Annotated in this window: 11 protein-coding genes; 6 read left to right on the top strand and 5 right to left on the bottom strand. The window is 67.4% G+C overall.

What is annotated here, in order from left to right; genetic code table 11:
• Positions 1–98 precede the first annotated feature (98 nt).
• Positions 99–1,478 (bottom strand): TadE/TadG family type IV pilus assembly protein, encoded by a 1,380-nt coding sequence (locus KUV38_RS08960; RefSeq protein WP_222469711.1) that lies wholly within the window; start codon positions 1,476–1,478, stop codon positions 99–101.
• Positions 1,479–2,092: 614 nt separating this feature from the next.
• Between KUV38_RS08960 and KUV38_RS08955 the strand changes: the two genes are divergently transcribed.
• The gene (locus KUV38_RS08955) at positions 2,093–3,523 is read left to right on the top strand and encodes a Glu/Leu/Phe/Val family dehydrogenase (protein WP_222469710.1); all 1,431 of its coding nucleotides are present in this window, start codon (positions 2,093–2,095) and stop codon (positions 3,521–3,523) included.
• A gap of 86 nt (positions 3,524–3,609) precedes the next feature.
• Here the strand turns inward: KUV38_RS08955 and KUV38_RS08950 are convergent, their stop codons facing one another.
• Entirely contained in the window at positions 3,610–4,077 is a 468-nt protein-coding gene (locus KUV38_RS08950; protein ID WP_222469709.1) for a DUF1203 domain-containing protein, read from the bottom strand.
• A 212-nt stretch (positions 4,078–4,289) separates the two neighbouring features.
• Between KUV38_RS08950 and KUV38_RS08945 the strand changes: the two genes are divergently transcribed.
• The 5 genes from KUV38_RS08945 to KUV38_RS08925 are packed head-to-tail and all read left to right on the top strand — an operon-like array spanning position 4,290 to position 10,288.
• On the top strand, positions 4,290–5,543 hold the full coding sequence (locus tag KUV38_RS08945; protein WP_222469708.1) for a sarcosine oxidase subunit beta family protein: 1,254 nt from the start codon (positions 4,290–4,292) through the stop codon (positions 5,541–5,543).
• The gene (locus KUV38_RS08940) at positions 5,521–6,045 is read left to right on the top strand and encodes a hypothetical protein (RefSeq protein WP_222469707.1); all 525 of its coding nucleotides are present in this window, start codon (positions 5,521–5,523) and stop codon (positions 6,043–6,045) included. The genes KUV38_RS08945 and KUV38_RS08940 overlap by 23 nt, the downstream gene beginning before the upstream one ends.
• On the top strand, positions 6,042–6,548 hold the full coding sequence (locus KUV38_RS08935; RefSeq protein WP_222469706.1) for a hypothetical protein: 507 nt from the start codon (positions 6,042–6,044) through the stop codon (positions 6,546–6,548). The genes KUV38_RS08940 and KUV38_RS08935 overlap by 4 nt, the downstream gene beginning before the upstream one ends.
• 4 nt (positions 6,549–6,552) lie before the next feature.
• On the top strand, positions 6,553–6,816 hold the full coding sequence (locus KUV38_RS08930) for a sarcosine oxidase subunit delta (RefSeq protein ID WP_222469705.1): 264 nt from the start codon (positions 6,553–6,555) through the stop codon (positions 6,814–6,816).
• A 31-nt stretch (positions 6,817–6,847) separates the two neighbouring features.
• Positions 6,848–10,288, top strand: coding sequence for a 2Fe-2S iron-sulfur cluster-binding protein (locus tag KUV38_RS08925; RefSeq protein WP_222469704.1), 3,441 nt, complete (start codon positions 6,848–6,850; stop codon positions 10,286–10,288).
• A gap of 83 nt (positions 10,289–10,371) precedes the next feature.
• Here the strand turns inward: KUV38_RS08925 and KUV38_RS08920 are convergent, their stop codons facing one another.
• From KUV38_RS08920 to KUV38_RS08910, 3 genes are read right to left on the bottom strand one after another with little or no spacing between them, the layout of a single operon-like run.
• On the bottom strand, positions 10,372–10,977 hold the full coding sequence (locus tag KUV38_RS08920; RefSeq protein WP_222469703.1) for a DedA family protein: 606 nt from the start codon (positions 10,975–10,977) through the stop codon (positions 10,372–10,374).
• Positions 10,974–11,366 carry a hypothetical protein gene (locus KUV38_RS08915; RefSeq protein ID WP_222469702.1) on the bottom strand — a complete coding sequence of 131 codons (393 nt, stop codon included), beginning with the start codon at positions 11,364–11,366 and terminating at the stop codon, positions 10,974–10,976. The genes KUV38_RS08920 and KUV38_RS08915 overlap by 4 nt, the downstream gene beginning before the upstream one ends.
• Positions 11,363–12,547 (bottom strand): vWA domain-containing protein, encoded by a 1,185-nt coding sequence (locus KUV38_RS08910; protein WP_222469701.1) that lies wholly within the window; start codon positions 12,545–12,547, stop codon positions 11,363–11,365. The genes KUV38_RS08915 and KUV38_RS08910 overlap by 4 nt, the downstream gene beginning before the upstream one ends.
• Between the last annotated feature and the right edge of the window lie 14 nt (positions 12,548–12,561).

Genomic DNA, 12,561 nt, shown 5'->3' with positions numbered 1-12,561 from the left:
GGAGGCTGCGCGCGTGGCCCAATGAGTCGCTCCCCCGCCACCGGCTCCATGCAAGGAGCGGGCGCGGGGGCGGGCTGCATAACCGGGGTATGGCGGGATCAGTTGGTCAGGCGCAGGGTGCTGATCTGGCGCGCGATGGAGTCGAAGGCGTCGGAAATCTCGGTGCCTTCGACATCGAAGTAATGCGCCGGGGTGGAAGCGCAGTTGCGCATCACGTTGCCCGAGTGGGTCGTGACCTCGAAGCCAATGGTGAACACAGTGATTCCGGCGGATTTGGCGGCATCGCAGATGTTGCCCAGCATCGTGTCGGCCTGGCTGGAGGTGTACTTGGTGGTCACGTAGTTCTGCCAGTTCTGGCCGACGCTGTAGGCATAGGCGGAGACGGAATACTGGTGCCAGCGCTCGATCTCGGAGGCGCTGTCATAATATTGCGGCTTCAGCCGGGTGGTGTTGACGTTCTCGCCATCGGTCATCAGCACCACGATCTTCTGGGTGTTCTCGCGGCTGTAGGCGTAGGGGCGACCGGCGAAGGTGGGATCGGTGTGGCCCGAGGCGGCGAGGTTGGAGATGACCGGCTGCATCGAGGGGTCGAGCAGGGCGACGCCCCACTTCATCCCGAGGTGGATGGCGGTGTTGGCGCGGGCCTCGAACTGGTTGATCTGGGCCTTCAGCGCGGTGCGGTTCTGGCTGAACGGGGTGACCCGCTCGAACTCTTCCTGCACGCAGCCCGGATTGTCGATCGGGGTGGTGGCGGAGGAGTAATACTGGAAGTGCTGCATGTGCGCGTAGGGCGCAGTCAGCGAGACGGCGGCGCTGGTAAAGTCGGCGGCCTCGAAATCCACGCAGTGCGAGTGGCTGTGCGAGAGCGGCACGTTGAGCTGGCCGATCATCTCGGGGCCGATGTTCACCTGCGCGGAGTAGGGCACGAGGGAGAGCGAGACCGAGCCGGGCTGGGTCGGGTCGAGCACGGTATCGACAAAGTCGCTGGCGGCGACCTTGAGGTTGGGCAGCTTGTTGTTGCGGCCCATCGAGCCGGTGATGTCGAGCACGAGGCTGATTTCAACGTCGGTGTAGCCTGCGGTGGCTGTGCCCTCGGACTTGGCCTCCATCTTGTCGATGCCCACCATGCCGAGGAAATACATCGGCAGCTTGGTGTTGGTGTGGGCGGTGACCGTCTTGTAATTGACGCCCGCGTTCACGGTGACGCCCTCGAGGTTGGAGGAGAGGCCGGCGCGCTCGAAATAGTCGTTCACCACGAAGGCCGGGTCGAGATCCTGCTCCATGGCCGCGGCGGCCAGCACGGCGTTGTCGACGGTGTTCTGCAGCCGGGTGCGGGCCATCTCGGTGCGCATCACGTCAATCGCGAGGCCGACAGCGAGCATCATGCAGACGAAGAGGAAGAGCGAGAAAATGATCAGGCCGCCGTCTTCTTCACGGGTGAACCGGGCAAAATGAGATGTGTTCTGTTTGGTCTTCATGGCTTGCACCGCCGCAACTCGGGCCCCCACCCGGGTAATTGAGACTGTATTGCCTCAATTCAGTCACGTTTTGTTAGGGAAAAAGGCGGAAGGGCCAAAATCGCCCGAAATCGGGCCACAAAGAAGGCGAGCCTGACATAATTGTCCGGTAATTGGATACTGAGGCGGAAACAGTCCCGCGAGGGCGCGGGATTGTTGATTTCAAATGTGGCCCAAGTGCGAATCGAAATGGCCTGAAAGGCTGCTTCAGGGGCGTTGGGTAAGCTTATTGAGCGGGTCGATGCCGCCGATCCGGTGCCTGTCGGTCGACGCTGCGCAGGGGGCTGATGTGGCGGAGAAGGCTACGGAAACCTCGGTGGGCTGCCGGTCGAAGGACCGGGCCGAGGGGATAGCTGGCGTCTTGTTGCCGCCGATGCGTTGAGGTGTTTTCGCCCGCTCGTGCAGGGAAATTTGGGCTTTCGATACAATTGGTTCGACTTTCCTGCCGGATGTGACAGGCGGGGTCGACAGGCGACATGAAGTTTTCATGTGTCTCGGGGCAAGCCTCCGTTAGCATCGAAACCGATTCCGGGGCGCAGAAGGCGCGGCGGGTCACAGAACAGGGAGGTCGTGCCATGGCACCGAAGAACGAACCCACATTCCGTCAGTCCGTTGACATGATGTTCAACCGCGCGGTCGCGCTGATGGATCTGCCGCCGGGGCTGGAAGAGAAGATCCGGGTGTGCAACGCGACCTATACGGTGCGCTTCGGGGTGCGGCTGCGCGGCAAGATCGAGACCTTCACAGGGTATCGCTCGGTGCATTCGGAGCACATGGAGCCGGTGAAAGGGGGCATCCGCTTTGCGCTCTCGGTTAACCAGGACGAGGTGGAGGCGCTGGCGGCGCTGATGACATACAAATGCGCGCTGGTCGAGGCCCCCTTCGGCGGCTCCAAGGGGGGGCTCTGCATCAACCCGCGCGACTACGACGACGAGGAGATGGAGCGGATTACCCGACGGTTTGCCTATGAGCTGATCAAGCGCGACCTGATCAACCCGGCCCAGAACGTGCCCGCGCCCGACATGGGCACCGGCGAGCGCGAGATGGCGTGGATCGCCGACCAGTACAAGCGGATGAACACCACCGATATCAACGGCACCGCCTGCGTGACGGGCAAGCCGATCAACGCGGGCGGTATCCAGGGCCGGGTCGAGGCGACCGGGCGGGGCGTGCAATATGCCCTGCGCGAGTTCTTCCGGCATGGCGATGACGTGAAATCCGCCGGGATGGAAGGCAAGCTCGACGGCAAACGGGTGATCGTGCAGGGCCTCGGCAACGTGGGCTACCATGCGGCGCTGTTCCTGCAGAAGGAGGACGGCTGCAAGATCACCGGGATCATCGAGCATGATGGCGCGCTGTTCTCGGAAACCGGTCTCGACGTGGAGGCGGTGCGTGCGTGGATCGTGAAGCACGGCGGCGTCAGCGGGTACCCCGATGCGCGGCACACCTCGAAGGGCGCGAAGGTGCTGGAGGAGGATTGCGACATTCTCATTCCCGCCGCAATGGAAGGGGTGATCAACCTCGAGAACGCGGAGCGGATCAAGGCGCCGCTGATCATCGAGGCCGCCAACGGCCCGATCACCGCGGGCGCTGACGAGGTGCTGCGCGAGAAGGGGGTGGTGATGATCCCCGACATGTATGCCAACGCGGGCGGTGTGACGGTGAGTTACTTCGAGTGGGTGAAGAACCTCAGCCACATTCGTTTTGGCCGGATGCAGCGGCGGCAGGAGGAGGCCCGGCACGAGCTGATCGTGGCCGAGCTGGAGCGGCTGGACCGCTACCTTGGCGATGCGTGGTCGATGACGCCGGACTTCAAGGAGAAGTACCTGCGCGGGGCCGACGAGCTGGAGCTGGTGCGCTCGGGGCTCGATGACACCATGCGGATTGCCTATCAGTCGATGCGCGAGGTCTGGCATGGCAGGAGCGATGTGCATGACCTGCGCACCGCGGCCTATATCTGCGCAATCCAGAAGGTGGCGGCGAGCTACCGCGCGAAGGGGCTTTGAGGGAGCGGGCGGGGCAGGGCGGCTGACCCGTCGCCCCACCCGCCCTCCCGCGCCGGCTCAGCCGCCTTCGGGCGCTGCAGGGTGGCTCAGGCCCGGGTGATCCGGCCTGAATAGCAGCCGCGCGCCGCGTTGTGGGCGTGGATCTCTGTCACCTCGGGGTTGGTGAAGATGCGGGTGATGGCCTCTGCGATGCCGTCGCCCGTGGCCAGCTCTGCCTCGACGATCATGCCTGACTGGTCGAAGCCGCGCAGCGAGAGATGGCGGCGGTGCATCACCTGCGGCACCTCGCCGGTGGCGTCATAGGCCTGCTCGGCTCCCTCACGGACGAAGATGGCGTGGGTGGTGCGGTAGGGCGAGGGTTTGGGCATGCAGCAGTGGTTGAGCAGGATCACGGTTTCGCCCTCGGGGACATCCTCCATCGTGATCCGGTCGGGAAAGCCGGGGTGGCTGTTGGCCACCATCCGCCGGGCACCGCGCTGGGCGAGCTGGGCGTCGGAGAGGCCGTAGAGCGGGCGGAAGGGGTCCGGGCTGAGGCCGGTGATGCGGAAGGTCATGTGGGTGGCTCCTTGTTGCTGTGAGGGCAATCTGGCGCGGGGCGCGCCCTGCCGCGACCCGGAGCCTGCGGTTTGGGCCGGGCACCCGAAGAGATTCTGGTGAGTATTTGCCGCAAGAAAATGACCGGGGTGCGGGAGCGACAAGGGGTGTCGCTTATGGCCTTGTTTTCGCACGGGGCTGCTGGTTTTGTGGCGGCAACGGAGGTGGCGGTTTGCGCTACAATGCTTTGAAAATCCTGAAAGAGGGGCTGACCGGCAATCGCGGCTGGCGGCCTGCGTGGCGCACGCCCGATCCGCGCCCCGAGTATGACGTGGTGATCATCGGCGGCGGCGGGCACGGGCTTTCGACCGCCTATTACCTCGCCAAGGAGCACGGGCTGACCAATGTGGCCGTGCTGGAGAAGGGGCGGCTGGGCCTCGGCAACGTGGGGCGGAACACCACGATTGTGCGGGCCAACTACTTCTTGCCGGGGAATTCGGAGTTTTACTCCATGTCGCTGAAGCTCTGGGAGGGGCTGAGCGCGGATCTGAATTACAACGTGATGCATTCGCAGCGCGGGCTGATCAACCTGTTCCACTCCGATGGGCAGCGCGATGCCTTTGCCCGGCGCGGCAATGCGATGATCAATCAGGGTGATGATGCGGTGTTGCTGGACCGGGAGGGGGTGCGCGAGATGCTGCCCTATCTCGATTTCGAGCAGGGGCGGTTCCCGATCTTCGGTGGTTTGTATCACCCGCGCGGTGGCTCAGCGAGGCATGATGCGGTGGCTTGGGGCTATGCGCGGGGGGCGGACAGCCGGGGTGTGGACCTTGTGCAGAACTGCGAAGTTACCGGGATCGACGTGGAAGGCGGCCGGGTGACCGGTGTGCAGACCACGCGCGGTGCGATCCGGGCGAAGAAAGTGGCGATTGTGACCGCCGGGCGGAGCGGGCAGGTGGCGGCGCTGGCAGGGTTGCGGCTGCCGATCGAGAGCCACGTGTTGCAGGCCTTTGTCACCGAGGGGCTGAAGCCGGTGATCGACCATGTGATCAGCTTCGGCATGGGGCACTTTTACATCAGCCAATCCGACAAGGGCGGCTTGGTGTTTGGCGGCGATCTGGATTTCTACCCGAGCTATGCCCAGCGGGGAAACCTGCCGATGGTGGAACATGTGATGGAGGCGGGGATGACGCTGATGCCGATGATCGGCAAGGCGAAGGTGCTGCGGTCATGGGGCGGGATCATGGATATGACGCCGGACGGCTCGCCGATCATCGACAAAAGCCCGATTGATGGCCTCTATCTTGATTGCGGCTGGTGCTACGGCGGGTTCAAGGCGGTGCCGGGCTCGGGCTTTGCGCTGGCCCATCTGATCGCGCAGGACCGGCCTCATGCGGATGCGGCGGGCTTCCGGCTGGACCGGTTCCGCACCGGGGTGGGGCTGATGGACGAGGAGGGGACGGGTGCGCAGCATAACCTTCATTAGTGCGATGCTGGCGGCCAGCGTGGCCGGGGCACAGGAGTTTGGCGGGGAGTGCTGGGCGCGGGATTATTCCGCCGAGCATCTGGCGAAACATCCGGAGCAGACGGTCGAAGAGCTGCGCATTGCCTTCAAGCCGTGGGAAGACATGGCCGGGGTGGCCGACATTCGCGCGACCATGGCGGAGAACGCCTATACGCGGGCCGATGGGACGGCGGGAAAGAGCTATTCCAACGTGTTGCTGTGCAACATCCATGAGGGCGGCTCTGGCTGGCCGGACTGGCTGGAGGCGGGGCGGATGACCTGCCAGGGCGAGTGCGACGGCGGGTTCTTTCAGGTGGTCTCGCTGGAGCCGGGGGCACTGACCATTCGCACGGAGGGCGTGGCGGTGAGTGACGGGACGGGCTGCGGCTCGACGCTGGTGGCAGATGTGGCGAAGGGCGACCCAAACCGCACCGTGCTGACGACATTCCGGCTGGAGAGTGCGCCGCCGGGGGTGTGCCAGTGATCCGGGCGGCGCTCTGCACGGTGCTGGTGTCCGGGCCTGCGGCGGCGGGGCCGGATTGCTACCAACGGTTCTATTCCGATGCCCATATGGCGGCCAACCCGATGCAGGGTGTGCAGGGGATGGTGCTGAGCTTTCGCCCGCTGGATGGCGGCGGGCGGGGCGTTCAGCTTTGGGCCGAGCTTTCGCCAGAGGCGGAGGGCATTGCGCCGGGCGAGGTCGGTGAGCGCTACTTCTCGGACATGGTCTGTGAGGCGGGTGGGCCAGCGGTTAACGGTGCGGACCCTGCGGCAGAGACCTGTTTTGACGGCTGCGATCAGGGGTTCATCCAGATCGTGGAAGAGAGCGATACGCGGCTGCTGATCCGCAGCATCGGGCTGGGGCTGCATGGCAACCCCGCCGCCTGCGACGGCGGCGCGGTGCTGGCCGACAGAACCGAGGGCGGGGGATATGCGGTGACGCTGTTCCGGCTCGACGGGGCGATGGAGCCGGAATGCGAGGGATGACGCGATGAGAGTGGCCTGCCCTCTGTGCGGCGAGAGAGACAGCCGCGAGTTTACGCCGGTGGGCGGGGCCGAGCTTGTGGCGCGGCCTGATCCCGAGGCGGGCGCGGAGGCGTGGGACGATTACCTGCACAACCGGGTGAACGCCTGCGGGCCGAGCCGGGAGCTGTGGTATCACGGCGCGGGCTGCGCCAGTTGGCTGGTGGTGGAGCGCGATACCGCGAGCCACGAGGTGCTGGGCGTGACGCTGGCGCGGGAGGTAGCGCGGTGAGGGCGATTTCCCTGATGTGCGAGGGCCGGGCATGAGGGTTCAGGGACGCGGACATGCGCTGGACCGGGGGCGGAGCCTGCCGTTCTCGTTCGACGGGCAGATGATGCATGGGCATCCGGGGGACACGCTGGCCTCGGCGCTGCTCGCCAATGATCAGCGGGTTATTGCACGCTCGTTCAAATACCACCGCCCACGGGGGCTGTTCAGCGCCGGGCCGGAGGAGCCGAACGGGCTGGTGACGGTGCGCGGCCCTTGGGGGCCGGTGCCGAACCAGCGGGCGACGATGGCGGAGCTTTACGAGGGGTTCTGCGCGGTGAGCCAGAACCGTTGGCCCTCGCTCGGGTTCGACGTGCTGGGCATGAATGACATGCTGCACCCGTGGCTTGGCGCGGGGTTCTACTACAAGACATTCATGTGGCCACCGAAGTTTTGGCTGAAGCTCTACGAGCCGTTCATCCGGCGGGCGGCGGGGATCGGGGCGTTGAGCCGCGACCATGACGACACCCCGCAAGAGAAGGCCTTTGCCTTTTGCGACCTGCTGGTGATCGGCGGCGGGCCGGCCGGGCTGACGGCGGCGCAGGCGGCGGGCCGGGCGGGCAAGCGGGTGATCCTTTGCAACGAGCAGAGCGGTTTTGGCGGCCGGTTGCTGGGCGAGCGCGAGGAGGTGGGCGGCATGCCGGGCCACCTTTGGGCGGCGGGCGTGATTGCAGAGCTTGAGGCCATGCCCAACGTGCGGGTGATGGCGCGGACTTGCGTGACCGGCGTGTACGACCACGGCACATTCGCCGCCGTTGAGCGGGTGGGCGAGCATCTGGCGAAGCCGGGGGCGGACCTTCCGGCCACATGCTTCTGGCGAATCGTGGCGGGGGCGAGCGTGCTGGCGACGGGTGCGGTGGAACGGATGGTGGCTTTTCCGGGCAACGACCGGCCCGGGGTGATGGCGGGCGGCGCTGTGCGCAGCTACCTCAACCGCTGGGGCGTGCTCGCGGGGCCGCGTGTAGCGGTCTTCGGTGGCGGCGCAGGCGTGGCGCGCACGGCGCGGGAGCTCGCGGCGGTGGGCCTGCCGCCGGTGGCGGTGATCGACAGCCGCGGAGGCGCGGAGGCGCCGGAGGGCGTGGACGCGCCGTTCTTTGCGGGCGCGCAGGTGGCGGCGGTGCAGGGGCGGATGGGGGTGCAATCGGTCACCGTGCAGGCCGGGCGCAGGCGGGAGATCGGGGCGGACGTGCTTGCGGTTTGCGGCGGATGGGTACCGCAGGTGCAGCTGGCAACCCATCTGGGCGCGAAGCCGGAGTGGCGGGACGGCATGTTTTTGGCGCCCGAGGGGGCGGTGCCGGGGATGGTGGTGGCCGGCGCTGCGGCAGGGCTGGCAGGCACGGCGGAGGCGCTGCGCTCGGGTGCGGAGGCGGCGGCCTCGGTGCTGGGCGTGAGCGCGGCGGAGGTGCCCGAGGCGGAGGACGGGCCGCGCGAGGCGGCGCCGCATTTCGTCGACCTCAAGGGCCGCGCCTTCCTCGACATGGGCAACGACGTGACGGTGAAGGACATTCGCCTTGCCGCGCAGGAGGGGTTTGGCCGGGCCGAGCACACGAAGCGTTACACCACGCAGGGGATGGCGCCGGATCAGGGGCGCGTCTCGGGAGAGGCGGCGATGGCGGTGCTGGCGGAGGCCACGGGGCGGACGCTGGCAGAGACCGGGCTCACGACCCATCGCCCGCCCTTTGCCCCGGTGAGCATTGGCGCGATGGGCGCGGGTGGGCGCGGCAAGGGGTTTGCGCCGGTGCGCGAGACCACGAGCCACGCCGCCACCGTGGAAGCTGGCGCGCCGATGGTGGAGGCGGGGCTGTGGTATCGGGCCTCGTATTTTCCGCGGGCGGGCGAGACGACATGGCGCGAGGCCTGCGACCGCGAGGTGCGGATGGTGCGCGAGGCCGTGGGCGTGTGTGATGTGTCGACGCTCGGCAAGATCGACGTGCAGGGGCCGGGGGCGGCGGCGCTGCTGGACCTGCTCTACACTGGCAAGATGTCGGGCCTGAAGGAGGGCCGGGTGCGCTATGGGCTGATGCTGCGCGAGGATGGCCATGTGATGGACGATGGCACCGTGGCGCGGCTGGGGGCCGAGCATTACCTCGTGACCACCACCACGGGCGCGGCGGGGCCGGTGATGCGGCATGTGGACTTTGCCGCGCAGGTGCTGGCGCCGGAACTGGACGTGCAGGCGATCTCGGTCACCGAGCAGTGGGCGCAGTTTGCCGTGGCCGGGCCACGGGCGCGGGCGGTGCTGGGCGCGGTGGTGCAGGAGGTGCCGGAGCTGCCGTTCATGGGTTGCGCGGCGGTGGATGTGGCGGGGGTCGCGGGGCGGCTCTTTCGGATCAGCTTTTCGGGCGAGGCGGGCTGGGAACTTGCGGTGCCTGCGCGCTATGGCGCGGCGCTCTGGGGGGCGCTGGTGGCCGCAAGCGAGGCTGAGGGCGGCGGGGCCTACGGGATGGAGGCGCTGAACGTTCTGCGGATCGAAAAGGGCTTTGTGACCCATGCCGAGATCCACGGCCGGGTGACGGCGGGCGATGTGGGGCTTGGCGGCATGGTCAGCCCGTCGAAGGATTGCATCGGCAAGGTGATGAGCCAGCGCGAGGGGCTGGCGGACGGGCCGCACCGCGAGCAGTTGGTCGGCCTGCGGGCGGTGGGCGCGGTGAAGGCGCTGAGCGCGGGGGCATTCCTGTTTGACGAGGGCGCGGAGGCCACGCGGGTCAACGCGCAGGGCTACACCACCTCGGCCTGCTGGTCGCCCACGCTGGAGAGCGGGCTGGCGCTGGGGTTCGTGAAAGACGGCCGGGCGCGGCATGGCGAGCGAATGAGCTTTGTTGACCACCTGCGCGATGTGCGGGCGGTGGTGGAGGTCTGCGACCCGGTGTTCTTTGACCCTGAAGGCACGCGGATGCGCGGGCCGGTGGAGGGCGAGGGGGACTGGGGCTCACCCAGCATGAAGGCTGCGGCGCCCTTGGTGCGCGAGGCGGTGGAGGCCGGGAACGTTCAACTCTCGGTGCTAGAACCGCGCCCGATGTTCGCGGTGCTGCCGCTGGGCGGGGCCAAGGTGACGCTCGGGGGCATGGGCTTTCCGGCGCCGGGCGAGAGCGCGGCCAAGGGGGTGGCGCGGCTCTGCTGGTGGGGCGCGGGGCAGGCGATGCTCATTGGCGCCGAACCGGGCCGGGTGAAGGGCGCGGCGGTGGTGGAGCAGTCCGACGCCTGGGTGGGCTTTGCGCTCGAGGGCGCGGGCGCAGCGGAGGTGCTGGCAAGGCTGGTGCCGCTGGAGCTTGAGACGATGGCCGAGGGCGCGGTGGCGCGGAGCCTGTTAGGCCACATGCCGCTGGCACTGGTGCGGACGGGCGCGGGGTTTGCGCTCTATACCTTCCGCTCGATGGCCGGGACGGCGTGGGGTGAGCTGGAGCACGCGGTGTGCGGGGTAGCGGCGCGGGGGTGATCCTTGCCGAGTCGGGAATAGTCCCGACCTATGGCGGCTGGATCAGGTGCAAACTCGCAGCGGGAGTGTGAGGCAGTCGCGCGCTAGTCTTCGCGGCTGTTCTGCCGTCGGATAACGCGCATGAGCCAGACGCCAAGGAAGATGGTGAGGCCGAGGGCCGCGAGGAAACCGAGGGCCTGCGAGGCGACCTGTGCGCCGAGTTCGATGTTCTCGGCAAAGGCGCGGCCAAGGCCAACGTAAAGGCCGACCCAAACCACCTCTCCGGCGAGGCCCCAGAGGGTGAAGGTGAGCCAGTTCATCCGGCTCGCGCCGGCGGCGAGGTTGGCGTAGGGGCCGAGCGGGGCGAAGAGCCAGCAGGTGAGGAAGATGCCGGGACCGCCGCGGTTTAGGGTGAACTCGCGGGCGCGGGTGAAGAGCTGCTGGCGTTTAGGGCGGTGGGCCATTTTCTCGTCGATCCACTGGCCGCTGCTGCGTCCCAGCTGGTAGCCGGCCTGATCGCCCAACACGGCCCCGGCAAAGGCCCCGAGGGCAACCGAGGCGAGGGTGAGATCGCCGGTCGCGGTGAAGGCCCCGCCGGTGATCATCAGCAGCGAGGAGGGGACCGGCACGCAGAGGCAGGAGGCGAAGGTGACGCAGGCGAGGATCGGCACGCCGTAGGCGGCGAGGAGCTGGAAGAGCCAGTCGGTCATTCGCCGGGCGGAGCCTCTGGCGCGCCGTCGCCGGGTGCCGTGGGCGGAGATTGGGCTGCGCGCTTGGCGTGAGCCTCGATGAAGGCGCGGGCCTCGTCCATCACCTGCTCGAGCGGGACGCCGCGCTTTTCGGCGATGGTTTCCAGCGTGGGGCGCTCCTTGGGCTTGGGCGGCACGCCGAGGTGCTCGGAGAGTTCGCGCCCGTCGAGCAGCCAGCTGTGGGCGATGTAGCGCGGGGTCATCCACGGCTCCAGCGCCTGCGCCTGATGGGCCGGGTCCATCCAGTAGAGGGTGCGCTGCACGGTGCGGATGCCGAAGAAGAGGGTGGCGGCGAGGGCCAGCGCGAAACAGGTGACGAGAACCGGATGACGGCGCAGCAAGGCCATCACTTGGTGAGGCCCTTCATCCCGGCGGTCAGCCCCTCCAGTGTCATCGGCACCATGCGATCCTCGAAGATCTCGCGGATCATGGCGATGGATTGGGTGTAGCCCCAATGGCGTTCGGGCACCGGGTTGATCCAGAGGTTCTGCGGCCACTGCTGGCGCGCGCGGGCGAGCCATGTGCTGCCCGCCTCCTCGTTCCAGTGCTCGTTGGCGCCGCCGGGGTAGGCGACCTCGTAGGGCGACATGGAGGCATCACCGACGAAGATGGCGCGGTAATCCGGCCCGTAGGTGTTGAGCACCTCCCACGTGGGCGTCTGCTCGGACCAGCGGCGGCGATTGTCGCGCCAGAGGCCCTCGTAGAGGCAGTTGTGGAAGTAGTAATATTCGAGGTGCTTGAACTCGGCGCGGGCGGCGGAGAAGAGCTCTTCGACCACCTTGATATGCGGGTCCATCGAACCGCCGACATCGAGGAAGAGCAGCACCTTCACGGCGTTGCGGCGCTCGGGGCGGGTTTTGACATCGAGGTGGCCGTGCTCGGCGGTGGCGCGGATGGTGCCGTCGAGATCCAGCTCCTCGTGGGCGCCGTCGCGGGCCCATTGGCGGAGGCGCTTGAGGGCCACCTTGATGTTGCGGGTGCCCAGCTCGACAGTGTCGTCGAGGTTGCGGAATTCGCGCTTGTCCCAGACCTTCACGGCGCGCTGGTGGCGGGACTTCTCCTGGCCGATCCGCACGCCCTCGGGGTTGTAGCCGTAGGCGCCGAAGGGGGAGGTGCCGGCCGTGCCGATCCACTTGTTGCCGCCCTGGTGACGGCCTTCCTGCTCCTTGAGCCGCTCGCGCAGGGTTTCCATCAGCTTCTCGAAGCCGCCCATCGCCTCGATCTCGGCCATCTCCTCGGGCGACAGGTGCTTTTCGGCCTGCTTGCGGAGCCAGTCCTCAGGCAGGTCCACCGCCTCAAGCACGGCCTCCAGCGGGATGCTCTCCAGCCCTTTGAACGCATGGGAGAACGCCTGATCGAAGCGGTCGAGATGCCGCTCGTCCTTCACCAGACAGGTGCGGGCGAGGTAGTAGAAGGCCTCGATGTCATAGGTGGTCAGCCCGGCCGAGACGGCATCGAGAAAGCCCAGATGCTCGCGGAGGGTGACGGGCACGCCGGCGGCCCGGAGGGTCTGGAAGAAGGGCAGGAACATGGGGCGAGGGTGAG

The sequence above is a fragment of the Vannielia litorea genome (assembly GCF_019801175.1).
In the GTDB taxonomy this organism is placed as follows: domain Bacteria; phylum Pseudomonadota; class Alphaproteobacteria; order Rhodobacterales; family Rhodobacteraceae; genus Vannielia; species Vannielia litorea_B.
Note: the sequence above shows the minus strand (reverse complement) of the source record. Positions and strands in the feature narration are given on the sequence as shown.

Excerpts from the sequence above, each read along its gene's own strand:
- KUV38_RS08950 (WP_222469709.1), bottom strand. The coding sequence starts at position 4,077 with ATGACCTTCCGCATCACCGGCCTCAGCCCGGACCCCTTCCGCCCGCTC.
- KUV38_RS08960 (WP_222469711.1), bottom strand. The coding sequence starts at position 1,478 with ATGAAGACCAAACAGAACACATCTCATTTTGCCCGGTTCACCCGTGAA.
- KUV38_RS08920 (WP_222469703.1), bottom strand. The coding sequence starts at position 10,977 with ATGACCGACTGGCTCTTCCAGCTCCTCGCCGCCTACGGCGTGCCGATC.
- KUV38_RS08910 (WP_222469701.1), bottom strand. The coding sequence starts at position 12,547 with ATGTTCCTGCCCTTCTTCCAGACCCTCCGGGCCGCCGGCGTGCCCGTC.
- KUV38_RS08925 (WP_222469704.1), top strand. The coding sequence starts at position 6,848 with ATGAGGGTTCAGGGACGCGGACATGCGCTGGACCGGGGGCGGAGCCTG.
- KUV38_RS08930 (WP_222469705.1), top strand. The coding sequence starts at position 6,553 with ATGAGAGTGGCCTGCCCTCTGTGCGGCGAGAGAGACAGCCGCGAGTTT.
- KUV38_RS08955 (WP_222469710.1), top strand. The coding sequence starts at position 2,093 with ATGGCACCGAAGAACGAACCCACATTCCGTCAGTCCGTTGACATGATG.